We start from the raw sequence: 17120 nt of genomic DNA, 5'->3' as shown, positions 1-17120 counted from the left end.
GTTAATACTGCATTTGCATTTGTAAGGGTTAATACCGACGCAGCATCTGTTAAATTAGTCGTAGTAGCTTTAATAACCGCTCCCCCAAGAGAAAGGGTGCTTGCCTCAACGCTTATTTGAGCTGCTGGGTTAACATTACCTATTGTTCCATTAATGGCAGCATCTGTACTAACAGTTATTATACCTCCTCCATCTATATTTCCTGCAAGTGTTATCTTTGCCGGGGTTACAGATTGTATAATTAGTGCAGCATTCTCTCCCTCTAAAGTTATATTTCCTAAACCTGTATAATTATCGGCAGGAGCATCAAAACCATGATTTGCAGCAACAGCATTAGTACCGTTTAAAGTTAAGCTTTTGCCGGCAGTAATAGTAACAGGCAACAAGTTACCTCCCGTCACAATCGAACCAACGACGGTATTTTGAGTAATATTTAGACCTACGGGAGTAGTACCCGCAACATTTATAGCCGTAATAATACGACCGGCTTCATCTGCAGTGATAGTATGATCACCACCGTAAGTAAATGCCATACCATTTTGAGGACCATCAACAGGAGTACCATTAGCTATCCCTTCAGCCGTTATATCATTCCAATTATTGGCAGCAGCAAGATCACTAAATGCTGCATTATTATTATTAGAAACAACACCTGCAGCAACACCGAGTGCCCCGCTACTACTCAGCATTATCGCTGCGGTTGAAGTGGTGAATAAAGCGGCTTTAAGACCTTGTTGTATTGCTTTTTGAAATAATTTTGGAGAAATATTCGCCATAGTCATATGTAAACCTTAATAAAAATTAAATCACTTAAAAAGTATTATTTTAACGCAATTTTTTTAATATGTCTATTATTAATAATACAGATGATATTTTTACAATGTAATTCCATAGCGGCGTTGGCCTTGTTGCATGGCTCGAGAAATCTGCTGGGTGTCATCCCGTGGACAAACCCATGGGATAACAGGAAGGGAATCGCTCCACGCGGGCAATGCCCGCTCGCAATGACTATTTAGTATCCATATTCTCCTAACACCTTAATAACATCATCATACATATAATATTCAGAAGCATTAGCTTTGAGCAATAATTCTGTAACCGGGACACAATGATTACTCTTCGCCATGCATGGCCAGCGGTGTTAGACTTGATTTATCACACGATAATTAATATCCACAGTGTGTTCAATTAAAAACTGTATTAATTCTTCACTGCAATTAGCTTTTATAGCATGATGCAGAGCTATACGTCCTTAATTGGTCTTTGTACTGGGCATCAACACCTTTATTATATAAAATAAAGTTTCTACTAACTCTAAATCACCGACATATATTGCTTTTTGTAAAAGCTTTCGTCCTAAAGCTTTATCAAATTCGGCGTAATCTTTAATCAACATTTTTACTAGTTTCGAGATGTTTATATGCTTGTCATAAATTTGAGTTACTTTTTCTAAAAGTGTTTGCTGCCCCGTGTTTTTACCAACTAGCGTATGATTTACTAGATACCCTATTAATCTCAAATCTTCAGAATCAATAGCAAGTTCAAAAATCTTATAACCGAGTTCGCTTTTAATATCAAATTTAGCACCTTTGCTAATTAATGCTTTTACTGATGAGCTATTTTTCGATTCTACAAATGCTAACAGAGTTTTATTATATAGTAACTTGGGAGTCTGGTTTCAGTGTTACAGGCAGTCATTAATTATTTCCATTATTTAATGCGGCGGTAATTATTAAAATATATTAATAATAATGTCAATGATAAATATATTTATGTCATTCCTGCAAAAGCAGAAATCCAGCATAAAGCAAGATAAATCGAGCTTTGAATTTCAAAAATTTGCTGTATCTCCATACTTTTTTCTTGGATTTCTGCTTTCGCAGGAATGACATAAGAGCCATGCAACAACGCCTACGGCTGCGTAGCGCATAACGAAAAAATACCCTACCTCTAAGGCAATAATATCTCTCTTTTACCTGTATGATTTGGTGGTGAGACTATTCCCTCTTTCTCCATCTTCTCAACTAAGTTGGCAGCTTTGTTATAGCCAATTCTAAGCGACCTTTGGACATAGCTAATGGAAGATTTGCGTTCGTCACGCACTATCTGCACAGCTTTTTTGTAAAGCACTTCATCAGAGGTGCCGTCACCGATATCAATGCTACTATCATCTTCTTCAAGTTGCTCGGTAACGGCAGAGATATATTCAGGCGTACCACTCTCTTTCAAATATTCCGTAATTTGCTCAATTTCTGCTTCATTAACAAATGGTCCGTGTACCCTACTTATCTTGGAAGTGCTCCCCATAAATAACATATCACCCATACCGAGTAACTGCTCGGAGCCTTGCTCTCCTAAAATCGTTCGGCTATCGATTTTAGAGGTAACTTTAAAACTAATACGGCTTGGAAAATTGGCTTTAATGACACCAGTAATAACGTCTACAGAAGGTCTTTGCGTTGCCATAATAATATGGATGCCTGCCGCTCTTGCCATCTGAGCAAGCCTTTGAATCAGCATTTCAATATCCTTACCGGCAACTAGCATTAAATCAGCCATTTCATCAACAATAACCACTATGTAAGGTAGTTTTTCCATGTTCATTGTAACGGTTTCGTAAATAGGCTTACCTGTTTCAGGGTCAAAACCAGTTTGAATCGAACGCTCAATTACCCTATTCTCTTTAACAGCTTCTAAGATTTTTGCATTATAACCTGCGATATTCTTAACACCAATATTGCTCATCATTCTATAACGGTTTTCCATTTCCTTAACTGCCCATTTAAGAGCAACTACCGCTTTAGAAGGCTCGGTTACCACGGGAGTTAACAAATGCGGTATTCCATCATAAGCCGATAATTCAAGCATTTTCGGATCAATCATGATAAAGCGACATTCTTCGGGAGTATAGCGGTATAAGAGCGACACAATCATCGCATTAATACCGACGGATTTACCTGAGCCGGTAGTTCCTGCTACTAATAAATGAGGCATTTTAGCAAGATCGGCAATCAGCGGTTTACCTGCTAAATCTTTACCCAAGACTAACGGCAATAAAGTTGATTTGTCTCGGTATTCTGGGGTCTCTATAAGTTCTTTTAAGCAAAAGAATTCACGCTGCTTATTAGGAAGCTCAATACCAAGTACGTTTTTGCCGGGTATAACTGCTATCCTTGTTGATAAAGCAGATAGTGAACGTGCTATATCGTCAGATAATCCTACTACCCTTGATGTTTTCGTGCCTGCTGCCGGCTCAAATTCATATTGAGTTACCACTGGTCCTTGATTGATATTAATTATCTGCCCTTTAACTCCAAAATCATTCAGCACGGTTAATAACTCTTCAGCCTTTTGTTTAAGCTCTGAGGAAGAAGCTCCTTTTACATGATGATTTTCAGGATCACGTAATAACGAAATAGGCGGCAATTCTGCTATTTCGCTTTGAGATATTTTAGGGCTAACAGGTTTGCTAAAGAATTTTATAGGATTTGCAGGTACGGGTCTCACTTCTTCAGAGAATTTTACTTTTTCACTTACAGGCTTTTGGTAAGAAGAAGTTATATTTATCTTATCATTGTTTTTAGTAGGAAATAATGTTATCAACGACAATCGTGAAAATACATTATGTAAAAAAGATTGTATCCGATAGATTAAAAATTTACCTAGCTTAATAATAAAATTACTTAAAGAAGTAAATTTAATTTCAAATAAAACAACTAATATAATAAAGGTAAAAAATATTAATAATAAGTATAGTTGATTTGTAAATCGCTCAAAAAAATTAGAAGCTATTATTCCGATAGCTCCACCTGCATTTGCCGGTATGAATTCTAGCTTAATCTTAGATAATAATGTACTACTGCTAACGAGAGCAAGCAACATTACAAACATACGGATAAATGAGCCGCGATATCTTCCATACCAACAATTTCTCCCCCAAACAAAGCAAGCAAGCGGTATAATAAAAGCAGCCAACCCAAAAAATTGATATAAACAATCCGATAAATAAGAGCCAAAAATTCCGACTAAATTACTATGGTACTCTGTTGTGACCGAGTTAAAAGACGGATCGTCTATATTATATGACGTGAGAACAGTAACAATCCCAAGCCCGATTATCCCTAAGATAACGGCTTGTACCTTATTGTTTGAAAGAATTTTATTTATGTAATATAGCATAGTTTTAAATATTAAGAGCTAAATTATGAGTTTTATATCTTTTTCTATAATACTCTATAGGTTTTTCAATAAAGAAATAAATTAAAAAAGAAATAATTTTATTACTGTTATAAAAGTAACCAACGTATTAAGGAATGTCTCATTATCAGCCCAATATGAAATAGCAGGTAATATATTATACAAGACAATTAAATTACAACAATATATTGGGTAAGAGAGTAAAGCAATTAATTTGTCTAACTTATTATCTTTGGTTAAGTCAAATATTTTTCCTAAAGATAGAGCAAATAAACAATAAAAAAGTAATTTTTTAATATAATATATAAATAGAGTAATTGACTAAGCCAAGACTTTTTATTTCTTGATTAATATAAATATAAAATGCTTGACTACCAATTAAGAAAACTGCAAGTTCAGAAGGAAAGAATCTATAAGACCAAGAATCTCCTATAAATCCATTAAACTGAAGAATTAATTCTAGTAATTAAAGATATACAAATTACGGATAAAATATAGATATTTTTCTTTTTTAGAATCCAAGGTGCCATTAAATAAAAAGAAATTTCTAACCCCATTGATCAACCAGGAGGTATCAACAAAAATTGATAAAGAGGATGCGTGAAGTCAATAAAGTATTTTGTAAAATGTACTGTATTATTATTAATTCCAATAAACATTGTTAGGTTTGTAAAAATTAAAAAAACAGCCGGAAATGGAATATTACACAATTGCCTTAAAAAAGAAAATTTTTGCTGCAAGAAGAAAGTAACTAAAATACAAAAGATATAAGTAGGATAAAGCCTTAAATATCTACTTTTCCAAAATTTTATTTTGCTTGTATAATTGCTCTGAATCATAGCCATATAAAAGCCGTAAATCATGAAAAAAGATTGTACTGCAATTGTTGCACCTATAAATTTAAGAAATGGATGAGAAGTTGAATGTGCAGCCACAACAGAAAGAGCAAATAATAACCTAACTACACCCATTATTTAAATAATAATTATATTAGCAATTATATAACCTAAATCAAGTAACATAGCAGCACTTCTCAATAATAGGATAAGTTATTTACATTAAAAGAGCCATTTTGTATTATGAAAAATATATTTTTTTACTTGAGGGAAAGGTAAGCAAAATTCATGACCATAAAAATCCACACGGAAAAAGATTTCATAAAGATACGGGCAGCAGGAAAATTAGCTGCAGAGACGCTCGATTTTATTACTGATCACGTAAAACCAAACGTCACTACTAATAGTTTAAACGACCTTTGTCATAATTTTATTACCTCTCATAATGCCGTTCCTGCACCGTTAAATTACAAAGGCTTTCCGAAATCGATTTGTACTTCTATAAATCATGTGGTTTGTCACGGCATTCCAAACGATAAACCGTTAAAAAACGGTGATATAGTAAATATTGATGTTACAGTAATTTTAGACGGTTGGTACGGTGATACTAGCCGTATGTATTATGTCGGTGACGTAGCAATTAAGCCAAAGCGTCTTATTCAAGTAACTTATGATGCAATGATGAAAGGGATTGAAGTAGTTAGACCCGGTGCTAAACTCGGTGATATCGGACATGCTATTCAAAGCTATGCCGAGAAACATAATTATTCTGTGGTTAGAGATTATACGGGTCACGGTATCGGAAGAGTTTTTCATGACGAACCGTCAATATTAAATTACGGTCGCAGCGGCACGGGTCTACTGTTAGAAGAAGGGATGTTTTTCACAGTTGAACCTATGATAAATGCCGGTAATTATGACACTATATTAAGTAAACTAGATGGATGGACAGTTACTACACGTGATAAATCATTATCTGCTCAATTTGAGCATACTATAGGCGTGACTAAAGACGGTTTTGAAATATTTACGTTATCACCTAAAAAACTTGATTATCCTCCATACTAAACTGTAGGGTAAAAATTGATTTTGTTGTATGGCTATCTATGTCATTCCCGCAGGACATTGTTGCGTGAATCGAAAAACGCACTTGGTGTCATCCCGTGGCTTGACCACGGGATCCAAAAAGCATTTAAAAAGACTAGATCCCGCGATCAAGTTAGCTAGGATGACATTAAAGATTACTGGATTCCCGCTTTTAGCTAGGAATGACATCAGCAACATTTTACTTATTTATAATTTGAATAAACATAAAGAATGTTAGAAAATAATTTGTTAGAATTTAGTAATGATAAAATAGATACGCCTCATTATATAGGTCACCGTAAAAGAGTAAAAGAACGCTTCGTTGCCGCTGGAGCAGAACATTTTTCCGATTACGAATTACTTAAAGTAATGTTATTTTCGGCTACCCCTCGTAAAGACGTAAAACCTCTTGCTAAAAAATTACTTGATCATTTTGATATTACGGATTTAATTAACCTTGATAAGGGAAGGCTAGTTAGTATTAAAGGCACCAATGAAAATTTATATATCAATTTTGCTCTAATACGTGAGCTGATAAATTAGAGTATTGAAACAAAAAATAATAAATAAAAATATTAGTGCTTCTTGGAGTTCTTGGATTGATTATTTAAAAGTTAATATGGGCAATATGTGACTCGAGCAACTTCGTATATTATTTTTGAATAAGAAAAATATTTTAATTGCTTATGAGGTTTTAAGTCAAGGAACTATAGACCAAGCTGCTGTATATCCACGTGAGATAATTAAACGAGCTTTATTTAACGAAGCAAGAAGCCTTATACTTGTGCATCATCATCCAAGCGGTAGCCCTGAACCTTCAAAAGCCGACATTCATATGACAAATAAGATAGTAGAGACATGCCAAACCGTAAATATTATAGTACATGATCACGTCATTATAAGTAATAACAAATATTATAGTTTTAAATCTAATATGTTCCTATGAATATAAATAGCTACAGCACATTATTTATTTTTTCTTTTATATCCACCGCTATATTAACATATATATTAACTAAATATCTTCCTACTATCGGTTTAGTTGATATACCAAGTAACCGTCGTTCTCATGATAAGATAACACCGCGTGGCGGCGGTCTTGCTATTGTAGTTGTTGTAATGATTGCTTTGAGCGGATTTGAATATATAACGAGCAATAACTTTGTTAATTCAATAAAAATATTACCGTTATTATTGGCGATTGCTTCGATTTCCTTTTTAGATGACTTAAAAGCCGTACCTATTCTAATTCGTTTAATAGTCCACTTAATTTGTGCAGCTTTTGCTATTTTTCTTTTTTCGCAGCTAAACTCTGTACATATACTAATATATTCTATTTTAGTTATAGCTTTAAGCGGTTTTATTAATATATATAATTTTATGGACGGTATAGACGGTATGAGTTGTGTGGAATCTATCCAGCTATCTAGCACTATGCTTATATTATGTTTTTTACAATTTCCGGCTATTAATAATCCATATTTTATAGCTAGTGTAAATGTTATTATTCTTGGTTGTTCTTGTGGTTTTTTAATATTTAATTGGCACCCGGCAAAAATATTTTTAGGAGACGTGGGAAGTATTAGTCTTGGATTCTTAACGGGTCTTTGTTTGCTCCTACTGGCTCTTACAAGCACTAATTTATTTATAGCTTGTGCTATTGCTAGCTTATATTACATCACTGATGCAGTGCTAACCATATTAATTCGGCTACTCAATAAAGAAAAAATTTGGCAGCCTCATTTAAAGCATTTTTTTCAAAAAGCAGTACAAAAAGGTAAATCTCATAAACAAGTAGTATCGATTATAGCAGTTTGTAATATATTTTTAATGATCATATCGGTTACATCTTTACATTTTCCCGTAATATCTATAATGCTTGCTTTAGCCGTCATAACTTTAACAGTGCAGAGTTTATTAAAATGAAGCTAATTAAAGAGGATATCGATAAAATAGTTAGACGTATATTTGCCAAACAACATCCATTGCTGCCTGAAATCATGATTAACTGGAATAAAATAGTCGGATTTAACTTCAGCACTAAAGCGTTACCTTTAAAAATCACCACCTATACTTATAAAAAACAAAAGATTAATACGCTGTTTATACAAGCTGAAGATAATGCTACTGCAGCAGAATTACCTTATTATCAAGATATTATTCTAGAACGTATTAAAATTTATTTAGGCTTTGAAGCAATACATCAAATGAACGTAACGTTTTATAAAGGAAAAAAGAGTCTTTAGATTAAGAGTTTGTTGGCATGAATATCAATCAATACAACAACTCCGCAACCGTAGGATCTAGGAAAAAATAATAAAAATGCTGTAAATCAGAATTTTTTACTGGATTGCTTCGTCAATTACTTCGTAATTTTCCTCGCAATGACAAAAAAGCTGAATCATGCTAATACCTTGGCAGTCGCTTAGCTCATGACGTCTCGGTATCCACGTAGGCAATACCAAGGCACACAAACAAAAAAAAAGGAGCCTTTATTAAAGACTCCTTTTTCGTGTTAATAGCTTGTAAAAAGATTTAAGACTAATTACATATCAAATCTTAATCCTGCCATTAAGTTATGACCTTTATAACGGGTTTCGCCAAATTTAACTTTATCCCCGCCAATAGTTTTGGTGGTATTTTTTGTTTTACCGTAATCTCTCCAGCTATAAACTAGTTCAGCTTTTACACCTTGTGCAACTTCAAATGAAGTTCCTAAAGATAATTGATAAGCAAAGTTAGTTTTGTTTTTAGTAGTACTGTTGAAAGTGTTAGTTACACTACCTTCAATATCTTTAGAGTTAATTTTTTCCTTTACAAAAGCAGCACCAACACCTGCACCTGCAAATACTTTAAACATGCTTAAATCGACGAAATCAACATAACCGTTAAGTAATAAACTTACAATAGTAGGTTTATTTTTTACTGAGAAAGAACCACCGCCTGGATAAGTTTTTGACTTCTTTAAATGACTACTTGCTACCGCTCCAATTGTAAAATCGGTTCTTAGATTATCCATGATATAGTAACCCGCACCGATCTCACCTGTAAATTCTGTATTAGACTTTAACTTAAAATTTGCTCCTTTAGGTTTTGTTTTGTTAAAAATCACACTGCCGACATTAAGTTTTAAATACCATTGATTTTCCACAGATGATGACATTGATGAATTAGTAGATGAATCTACAGAAGAATTCATATCGCAATCAGCAAATGAAAGACCAGAAGTTAAAAGTGCTGTGCTTGTAGCTGCTATTAAAAATAATTTTTTCATATTGTTAAATTTTTCCTTTAAATTTTATTTAGTTGTTAGTAAAAACGATATTAGATAATAATTTTACAATTTTTACCTAAATTCGACAAAAAATAGTTTTAAGTGACATTTCTGAGTTGTCGTCTAATGTCACCCCGTGGCTTAACCACGGAATCCAGTCTTTTTTTTGTATTTCTAGATACCGTGGTTAAGCCACGGTATGATATTAGGTTATTACCTAAAACTATTAATATATTCTTGTTAATTATATATCAAATCTTATACCGGCTGTTAAGTTGTAGCTTTGATAACGCATACCACTGATTGGTACACTTGTTCCTTGGTAAATTACATTCTTACTCTTTGTTCTACCATCATCTATCCAGCTATAAGCTAGTTCTACTTTAACACCGTCAGCAATTTGTGCAGAAGTACCTAAAGTTAGCTTGTAAGAAATATTAGTTCTGTTTTTAGTGTTAGATGAAAGACCGGTTATCCCATTATATGTAATTTTTTCTTTAACTAATGCAGGCCCAACACCAGCACCAGCAAAAACATCGAACATATCAAAATTAGTTAAATCTACATAACCGTTAATAAGTAAACGTGTAATAGTAGGTTTATGGCTTGCTGAAACATTAGTACCGGTAAAAGGTGCATTAGTCGCAGCTCCGGATTTCTTTAACTTTCCACTGATTATAGTACCTAAAGTTAAATCGGCTCTAAAGTTTTCGGAAATATAATAACCGATACCTAAATCAACTGGAACAGTTGTATTAGATTTTAATTTAACACCGGTTGCCTTATCTTTTTCTTCATTAAACATTGCTGCACCGGTATCTATTCTCAAATACCACTCATTATCCACGCCCTCGGCAAATGATACGCTAGAAGATAAAATTGTTGCACTTGTAGCAGCTATTAAAAGTAACTTTTGCATGATTATTAGCACCTCAAATTAAATAATTAAACATTGTATATTATTAACATATAATATTTTTTAGTTCTATATTTAACCGGCAATTAGATTCATATAATAAAGCTTTTATTAAGTTTTGTGACAAAATAAACACATATAGTTAATTCATGTTATTTTAGGTTCTGTGAAGATTTCTAAAAGATTTAATTTTGGCTATTTTCTGCTACAAATTATAAGATTTTTTTGAAATATGACTAACTATTCCTTCAAAAAGCTTATAATTTTCGCTTAAAAATATCTCAAAATAACAAATCAATTAGAAATCTTCACAGAACCTATGTATTTATTAAACTTATCTTTCTCATCTTTAAATTTATCGGCATCAGGCAAAGCAATTTTTTTTTGGGTAATATTTTTCCATCCTTTATTTTCTATAAAATCTTTTGCACGTTCTACCCATTCTATTAACCCCGGTGATTCTGGTTTAATAGCACCTATAGGACAATCAGGAACACAAACGCCGCAATCTATACATTCATCGGGGTTAATGACTAACATAAAATCATCTTCCCTTTCACCTTCATAAAAACAATCTACAGGACATACTTCAACACAATCGGTATATTTACATTTTACGCATTCATCGGTTACAACATAAGTCATTTTATTATCTGTTTTTGATTTTGTCAATTAATACAGCAGTTCTTAAAAGTAATACTAATAGAAAATATAATATAAAACTAATAAACATAATAATTAAAGGCTTTAGCATTGAAGAGTGAATAGTTGGACTCCCTAGCCTTAAAACACTAGCAGGCTGATGCAGGCTATACCAAATATTTACCGAGAATTTTACTATCGGTATGTTAATCAGTCCGATAAGAGCAATAATAGAAGAAGGATTTTGTGCCTTTCTTATATTATCCGCACTATTCACTATAATAATATAGCTTAAATATAATAAAAATAATATGAGCATGGAGGTAAGTCTTGCATCCCAAACCCACCATGTCCCCCATATAGGTTTTCCCCATAAAGAACCTGTTACTAAACTAATCAAAGTAAAAGTAGCCCCAACGTAACTAGAAGCTACGGCTAACAAATAGCTAATAGTAGTTTTCCATACTAAATAGCTAAAGCTGCATGCTGCCATGAAAACATAAACACCAAGAGCCATCCAAGAGGCAGGGACATGAACATACATAATGCGTACAAACTCACCTTGCTGATAATCTACCGGCGAAACTATAAGGGCTAAATAAAGACCTATAATCATCATTACGCAAGCAGATATAGCTAATATAGGTATTATAACCTTTGATAATTTATTAAAATAATAGGGGGTTAATAGTTTTAGCATGTTTTCTTAGTTCTTTATGTCATTCTTGCAATCCTTCTATGTCATTCCCGCGGAAGCGGGGATCCAGTAAATAAAAACTAAATATAATTTCCATTAACTTCTTGTTTTTAAAAATTTTTTGTGGATTCCCGCTTCCGCGGGAATGACAGCATCTAGGTTATCACTGTTGCTAGAAATAACAGTTCTTATCCTCTTAAAAAACTCTTTCATTAATAGCCCCGAATCTTCGGCAAGAATTCCGCTATATATTTCCGGTCTATGAAAACAAGCACTACTGTTAAAATATCGCAAATTACTTTCGACTGCTCCGTGCTTGGAATCAGAAGCCCCGTAAAATAAACGTTTTAACCTGCTATGAGCTATAGCTGTCGCACACATAGCACAAGGTTCTAAAGTAACGTAAATATCATAATCATTTAAATTTTTAGAAGATATAAGATTACATGCTTCATTAATAGCAATAATTTCAGCATGATAAAGAGCGTTATTTTTTTCTTCCGTATTGTTATGGGTACTAGCAATAATTTTCTGATTTAACCTATCTACAATTACCGCTCCGACCGGGACTTCATTTTTATCAAAAGCAATCTTGGCTTGTTTTAAAGCTTGCTCCATGAAAAAATTATTAAAATTAGCTTCTTTATCTAACAATATATTCACGGTAATTTACGTGTTCTTCGATCCCAAAAGGATCTTGGTGGATAATTATTTCAGCCTCCGGAAATTCCTGCAATATTTCAAAAGCAATCTCATCGCTAATTTTATGAGCATTATAAAGCGACATATTGCCGTCCATTTCTAGATGGCACTGGATAAAAGCTTTTTGACCGGCATATCTAGTTTTCATTTCGTGCATACCTTTTACCCCTAAATGGTTATTAACTATCGAGATAATTTTTTGTCTATCTTGTTCGGGTAATTCATGATCTACTAAATTTTTAAATGCCTTTTTAAATAAAGAATAAGAAGAGTGAAATATATATAACGAAATAACTACACCAAATAATGGGTCAACACACCAAAAATAATCACTTAAATTTATAGAGATAATTACTATAACATTAGTTAGTAAGTCCGTGAAATAATGAAGCTTATCGGCTTTTACTATTTCCGATCCTGTTTTTTTAATTACATAAGTTTGGTAAAGCACTAAAATAATTGTTAAGAATATACATACATACATTACAGTAGTAACGTCGCTAATATTCTCCGGTTTTGTTTTTTCAAATAAAGATTTAACCGAAGAAAAGCCTACAAAAAAAGCTGAAGCAAAGAAAAATATCGATTGAGAAAAAATTGTTAAATCCTGCATTTTTTCATGCCCGAATCGATGATGATGATCCGGCGGTTGCAGGGCAAATCTTAAAGCTATTAGATTAATAAAGGAGGAAGTTATATCAAGCATTGAATCAATTAAAGAAGCAAGGATTGATTGCGAATCGGTAACAACCCAAGCATATAATTTTATACTTAAAATAATTAATGCCATAGTAACCGATAAATAAGATGCCGATTTTATTAACCGATTACGGCTATTAGTATCCATGACAAATCTTTCCAATTTATTTTTTATAGTTTAACAAAGAAAATATAAAATTCAATTATAATGAGGTTCCGTGAACAAAATTAAAAATAATATTTTAAAATACAAATAATTTAAATTTTGTTTACAGAATCTAGTTTTAGCTTTACAAAATTCTAAAAACCATATACTTATTAAATTATATATTAATTTAGAGAGAATTATATGAAACTATTATCTAAAATTATGATTATAGCTCTTGCAGCTTCTATGTTACAAGCCTGTAACGGTCCGGGCAGTATGAATAAACAAGGTACAGGAACACTTCTTGGCGGTGCTGGCGGCGCATTACTTGGTTCTCAATTCGGTAAGGGCAAAGGACAGCTTGTTGGAGTAGGCGTAGGTGCATTACTTGGAGCAGTTCTTGGTGGACAAATCGGCGCAGGTATGGATGAGCAGGATAGAAGACTTGCAGAGCTTACCTCACAAAGAGCTTTAGAAACAGCTCCTAGCGGTAGTAACGTAGAATGGCGTAATCCGGATAACGGCAATTACGGTTACATAACACCTAATAAAACTTATAGAAATAGCACTGGTCAATATTGCCGTGAGTACACTCAAACAGTTGTAATAGGCGGGAAACAACAAAAAGCATACGGTAATGCATGCCGCCAACCTGACGGACAATGGCAAGTTGTGAATTGATAGACAAAACGTCATTGCGAGGAAAATTACAAAGTAATTGTCGAAGCAATCTGAGAAATTTTATTATTTCATGAGATTGCCATGTAGCTTATGGTTGCTCGCAATGACGTTATAACAAAAGAAGCAACCTATGACTTTCATAATAACAAGTACGGCATTTAAACATAATGATCGCATTCCTGATAAATTTACTTGTAAAGGACAAAATGTTTCACCGCATCTAGAATGGAGTAATGCTCCTTCAGATACTAAATCTTTTGCACTTATAATGGATGATCCGGATGCACCGGTAGAAATAGCACCGCCACACGGTATATGGAATCATTGGGTAATATATAATATTTCTGCTTCTATTACTAAGCTTTCAGAAGGACAATATAGATAGTAGTATTAAAATTTTAAATAATAGCTGGCAAGAAAAAAATATGGCGGTCCTTGTCGACCTGCCGGCAAACCTCATCGCTATTTTTTTAAACTATATGCTCTAAATGATAAATGATTATCTTGAGCTTGATGAGAATGCTAGCAAGCAAGATTTAGTATTAGCCCTGCAAAAACATTTACTTGCCTAGGCAGAACTAATCGGCATTTATTCTATTTAATGAATGCTATTTATTGCCCACTGTGTCATCACGTGGCTTGACCACGGGATGACAGAAGTGAACTGACACATGCAAAAACCTATAATCGAGTTTCGTAACGTATCTAAAAAATTCGGTAATAAATTGCCGATAAATAACGTTAGTTTCACTGTCAAAAAAAATAATTTCACTACTTTAATCGGACCTAACGGTGCAGGTAAAACTACCATAGTACGATTAATGCTTGGGCTTGAAAAACCTACAAGCGGCAAGATTATAATTGATCCCAAATTAAAAATTGGATATGTACCGCAGAAGTTCGGATTACCCCCTGATTTACCTATTACAGTAAAAAAATTTTTAGATTTGTTAGCACCAAGTAATTTTAATAACAATATTAAAGATATTAACTCATTTATTGATTTGGAACATATAAAAGATCAAGAAATTTCTAAGCTCTCAGGAGGACAGTTTCAAAAGGTAGTTCTTGCATGTTCAATAGTTAATAATCCCGACTTAATTATTTTAGATGAACCGTTACAGTCTTTAGACGTAACAAGCCAACAAGAATTTTATCAGCTTATTAATTTGATTCGTAAAAAGCTAAATATTACGGTTTTTATGATTTCTCATGATTTATTTACCGTAATAAAAAACTCCGATCAAGTGATATGCTTAAACGGTCACATATGTTGCAGCGGAATACCAAATGAAATAACTCCTAACTCTGAATTCTCAAATGCACTTTCTGCTCTAGGCTTCTATACCCACCACCATGACCATAAGCATTAGAATTCTTGCATAACTTATTTGTCTCCAAAAGGATCTCTCCTTATTAGCTATGTTATGCAAGAATTCTATTATACTTGAATTGTATTATACGCTCACCTAAGCTTGTTCTGTAGCATCACCTATCACCTCTACTTTTAATACATTGTGATCCGTATTATCGAACTCAGTTAAATCATTTTCATTTGTATTACCTGATTCTTGTTGGCCTGTTATATCACATTAAACAATTCTTTCGTAGTGAGCCTGGCCTTAGATAAGCTTTTTACCTTATAACTATTTTCAATAAAGAGTTTCTGCTGAACCTACCATAGCAAGTAATTTTTTATACTAAAACCGTCGTCAATTAAGATTTTTATCCGCAAACTATTTTTAATAACTAAGTCTTGCTGACTTGGTTCCATTGCAAGTAATTCTTTCACACTAACACCGGCATCAGTCAAACTTTTTATATTATAGTCATTTTCAACAAAGAATTCTTGTTTATCGTTTTCTATATTCAAAATTTGTGCAAAAGTAAAACCTATGTTAAGCAACGATATTTCCTCTTCTGTTAAATCTCAGTTAGTTTGCTTACTTATTATAATTTGTTGTAGTAATTTACTATCAGTTTTTAGCTCTTCAATAGTAGAATATTGATTAACTTGGTTATTAGCATTTTTTCCTAAGTTTAATTCTATTGTTGGTACTTCTCTTGTAATAGGATAAACATTTGTTGCATCGCCATATATAAATCTTGCTCCATTGGTTTTGGATTAAATATAGTGTTTATATCAAGTTTAGGAGTTTGTCCGCCACATCCTACATATAAATTTAATGCTTGTTTTTGTAATGCTTCTCTCAATTTATTTATTATAGGTACAAATAATAATTTATCTTCTTTCCCTAAATGCTCAAATGAATCTAGTACCATAGAAGTGGCTTTTCCTCTCCAGCAAGCCAAGCATATGACTGAGCTCTTATATTTCCTTTATCATCGGTAATTATATAAAAACCGGCATTTGCTTTACTCATACCGTCTAAAACACATCTTTCAGAATCATGTCCTATAGATTGGCAAGAATTACTAAATTTACCAAGCATAAAACCTCTCATATCATCGGTAGGTAATTTAGAAAAATACCTCTATATCAAAATTAATATCAGGCATATAATCTTCTTTTATAAAGTTCAATGCTTTTTGAAAACTATTATTATCTAGTTTTCCTTTTAAAGAAAAATTAGCTAAATTTTTTGCATGTAATTTATTTTCTTCTGATAATTCTTCTTCGTTGTACTTATAAGATTCTTTAATTACTATTTCAGTTACTAATTCTTTTAAATCATTTTTAGTTATCTGCTGAAAATCATTTAATTTATTTTCTTTAAGAATTTTTTGAAATTTTTCAGTTTTTTCCAGTAAGTGTGCATTACTGAAAATATATAATGAGTCTCTTCCAGATTTATTTAAAATTTGAAAAAATTCTAATGTTTTGGGAGACAATTTTTGTGGTAAATTAAATTGAAAACTCAATTCTATTGTTTCTTTTGTATCATAATTAACAGTTTTTAAGTAACTTTTTATATCTCCTAAATTTCCAAAGCAAGTAGATAATTTTTTAGCCATTTTTAAAGAATTTAAAACGCCATTCCCCGTATATAAGTCAGCGATTATTTGACAATATGGCAATACTTCCTTACATAGTTCTTTACTAATAAGATTTTTTTAAGGCGTGTATTTGTACTTAAATATTGCTTATGTATTTTTTCAAAAACATCATTAGTATTTAATTGATCAAAATTATTTTCTAATAATTCTTTTAATGTATCACTAGACTTGTATGGACCTACCCGATAATGCAAGAAAAAAATAATATATAACAGCAAAAAAAT

At 32.6% G+C, this 17120-nt stretch carries 19 protein-coding genes and 5 pseudogenes; 8 read left to right on the top strand and 16 right to left on the bottom strand.

All coding sequences use genetic code 11. The annotated features are described in order from the left end of the window. The 5 genes and pseudogenes from AB4K15_RS07180 to AB4K15_RS07160 all read right to left on the bottom strand — a co-directional run. Positions 1-776: pseudogene (locus AB4K15_RS07180) on the bottom strand (autotransporter outer membrane beta-barrel domain-containing protein); the annotation flags it as partial. A 365-nt stretch (positions 777-1141) separates the two neighbouring features. Next, a complete protein-coding gene (locus tag AB4K15_RS07175; protein ID WP_500225457.1) occupies positions 1142-1228 on the bottom strand; it encodes a hypothetical protein in 87 nt (28 codons plus the stop codon). A gap of 24 nt (positions 1229-1252) precedes the next feature. Then, positions 1253-1519, bottom strand: a complete 267-nt coding sequence (locus AB4K15_RS07170; RefSeq protein WP_048751026.1) for a hypothetical protein — start codon at positions 1517-1519, stop codon at positions 1253-1255. Positions 1520-1950: 431 nt separating this feature from the next. Next, positions 1951-4179 carry a DNA translocase FtsK gene (locus AB4K15_RS07165; RefSeq protein ID WP_032073668.1) on the bottom strand — a complete coding sequence of 743 codons (2229 nt, stop codon included), beginning with the start codon at positions 4177-4179 and terminating at the stop codon, positions 1951-1953. Between the two features lie 578 nt (positions 4180-4757). Next, a complete protein-coding gene (locus tag AB4K15_RS07160; protein WP_500225454.1) occupies positions 4758-5168 on the bottom strand; it encodes a hypothetical protein in 411 nt (136 codons plus the stop codon). Between the two features lie 153 nt (positions 5169-5321). Here AB4K15_RS07160 and map point away from each other — a divergent pair, with 153 nt between their 5' ends. The 5 genes and pseudogenes from map (at position 5322) to AB4K15_RS07135 (ending at position 8365) form a co-directional block, all read left to right on the top strand. Beyond that, positions 5322-6101 (top strand): type I methionyl aminopeptidase, encoded by a 780-nt coding sequence (map, locus tag AB4K15_RS07155; RefSeq protein WP_032073669.1) that lies wholly within the window; start codon positions 5322-5324, stop codon positions 6099-6101. 249 nt (positions 6102-6350) lie between these two features. After that, the gene (locus AB4K15_RS07150; RefSeq protein WP_084698754.1) at positions 6351-6662 is read left to right on the top strand and encodes a UPF0758 domain-containing protein; all 312 of its coding nucleotides are present in this window, start codon (positions 6351-6353) and stop codon (positions 6660-6662) included. 4 nt (positions 6663-6666) lie between these two features. Next, positions 6667-7075: pseudogene (locus AB4K15_RS07145) on the top strand (JAB domain-containing protein). After that, on the top strand, positions 7062-8045 hold the full coding sequence (locus tag AB4K15_RS07140; protein ID WP_032073670.1) for an MraY family glycosyltransferase: 984 nt from the start codon (positions 7062-7064) through the stop codon (positions 8043-8045). Before AB4K15_RS07145 ends, AB4K15_RS07140 begins: the two are co-directional and overlap by 14 nt. Further along, entirely contained in the window at positions 8042-8365 is a 324-nt protein-coding gene (locus AB4K15_RS07135) for a DciA family protein (protein WP_014366132.1), read from the top strand. Before AB4K15_RS07140 ends, AB4K15_RS07135 begins: the two co-directional genes overlap by 4 nt. Positions 8366-8664: 299 nt before the next feature. Here AB4K15_RS07135 and AB4K15_RS07130 read toward each other — a convergent pair whose 3' ends face one another. From AB4K15_RS07130 to AB4K15_RS07105, 6 genes are all read right to left on the bottom strand, one after another. Further along, on the bottom strand, positions 8665-9393 hold the full coding sequence (locus tag AB4K15_RS07130; protein WP_032073671.1) for an outer membrane protein: 729 nt from the start codon (positions 9391-9393) through the stop codon (positions 8665-8667). Positions 9394-9637: 244 nt separating this feature from the next. Next, a complete protein-coding gene (gene adr, locus AB4K15_RS07125; RefSeq protein ID WP_032073672.1) occupies positions 9638-10312 on the bottom strand; it encodes an outer membrane protein in 675 nt (224 codons plus the stop codon). A gap of 291 nt (positions 10313-10603) precedes the next feature. Then, on the bottom strand, positions 10604-10954 hold the full coding sequence (locus AB4K15_RS07120) for a ferredoxin family protein (protein ID WP_032073680.1): 351 nt from the start codon (positions 10952-10954) through the stop codon (positions 10604-10606). 4 nt (positions 10955-10958) lie between these two features. Then, on the bottom strand, positions 10959-11651 hold the full coding sequence (locus AB4K15_RS07115) for a heme ABC transporter permease (protein WP_500225446.1): 693 nt from the start codon (positions 11649-11651) through the stop codon (positions 10959-10961). Positions 11652-11744: 93 nt separating this feature from the next. Further along, positions 11745-12311 (bottom strand): nucleoside deaminase, encoded by a 567-nt coding sequence (locus AB4K15_RS07110; protein ID WP_032073674.1) that lies wholly within the window; start codon positions 12309-12311, stop codon positions 11745-11747. Beyond that, the gene (locus AB4K15_RS07105; RefSeq protein ID WP_032073675.1) at positions 12292-13197 is read right to left on the bottom strand and encodes a cation diffusion facilitator family transporter; all 906 of its coding nucleotides are present in this window, start codon (positions 13195-13197) and stop codon (positions 12292-12294) included. Before AB4K15_RS07105 ends, AB4K15_RS07110 begins: the two co-directional genes overlap by 20 nt. A gap of 201 nt (positions 13198-13398) precedes the next feature. On the opposite strand from AB4K15_RS07105, the gene AB4K15_RS07100 reads away from it, so the two are divergent. The 3 genes and pseudogenes from AB4K15_RS07100 (at position 13399) to AB4K15_RS07090 (ending at position 15251) form a co-directional block, all read left to right on the top strand. Then, positions 13399-13878, top strand: coding sequence for an RT0821/Lpp0805 family surface protein (locus AB4K15_RS07100; RefSeq protein WP_032073676.1), 480 nt, complete (start codon positions 13399-13401; stop codon positions 13876-13878). 130 nt (positions 13879-14008) lie between these two features. Beyond that, a pseudogene (locus AB4K15_RS07095) lies at positions 14009-14377 on the top strand (YbhB/YbcL family Raf kinase inhibitor-like protein). Positions 14378-14549: 172 nt separating this feature from the next. After that, positions 14550-15251, top strand: coding sequence for an ATP-binding cassette domain-containing protein (locus AB4K15_RS07090; protein ID WP_500225441.1), 702 nt, complete (start codon positions 14550-14552; stop codon positions 15249-15251). A gap of 302 nt (positions 15252-15553) precedes the next feature. Here the strand turns inward: AB4K15_RS07090 and AB4K15_RS07085 are convergent, their stop codons facing one another. The 5 genes and pseudogenes from AB4K15_RS07085 to AB4K15_RS07065 all read right to left on the bottom strand — a co-directional run. Then, on the bottom strand, positions 15554-15784 hold the full coding sequence (locus AB4K15_RS07085) for a hypothetical protein (protein WP_500225438.1): 231 nt from the start codon (positions 15782-15784) through the stop codon (positions 15554-15556). A gap of 140 nt (positions 15785-15924) precedes the next feature. Continuing rightward, positions 15925-16161 (bottom strand): hypothetical protein, encoded by a 237-nt coding sequence (locus AB4K15_RS07080; protein ID WP_032073678.1) that lies wholly within the window; start codon positions 16159-16161, stop codon positions 15925-15927. Next, positions 16142-16398: pseudogene (locus AB4K15_RS07075) on the bottom strand (hypothetical protein). Before AB4K15_RS07075 ends, AB4K15_RS07080 begins: the two are co-directional and overlap by 20 nt. 165 nt (positions 16399-16563) lie before the next feature. Further along, positions 16564-16854: pseudogene (locus AB4K15_RS07070) on the bottom strand (hypothetical protein); the annotation flags it as partial. A gap of 44 nt (positions 16855-16898) precedes the next feature. Next, a partial coding sequence (locus AB4K15_RS07065; protein WP_500225780.1) for a hypothetical protein occupies positions 16899-17120 on the bottom strand: 222 nt, incomplete at its 5' end.

The organism is Rickettsia aeschlimannii, from assembly GCF_047973405.1.
Classification (GTDB): Bacteria; Pseudomonadota; Alphaproteobacteria; order Rickettsiales; family Rickettsiaceae; genus Rickettsia; species Rickettsia rickettsii.
The sequence above is the reverse complement of the archived record's forward strand: the minus strand, read 5'-3'. Positions and strand labels throughout refer to the sequence as shown.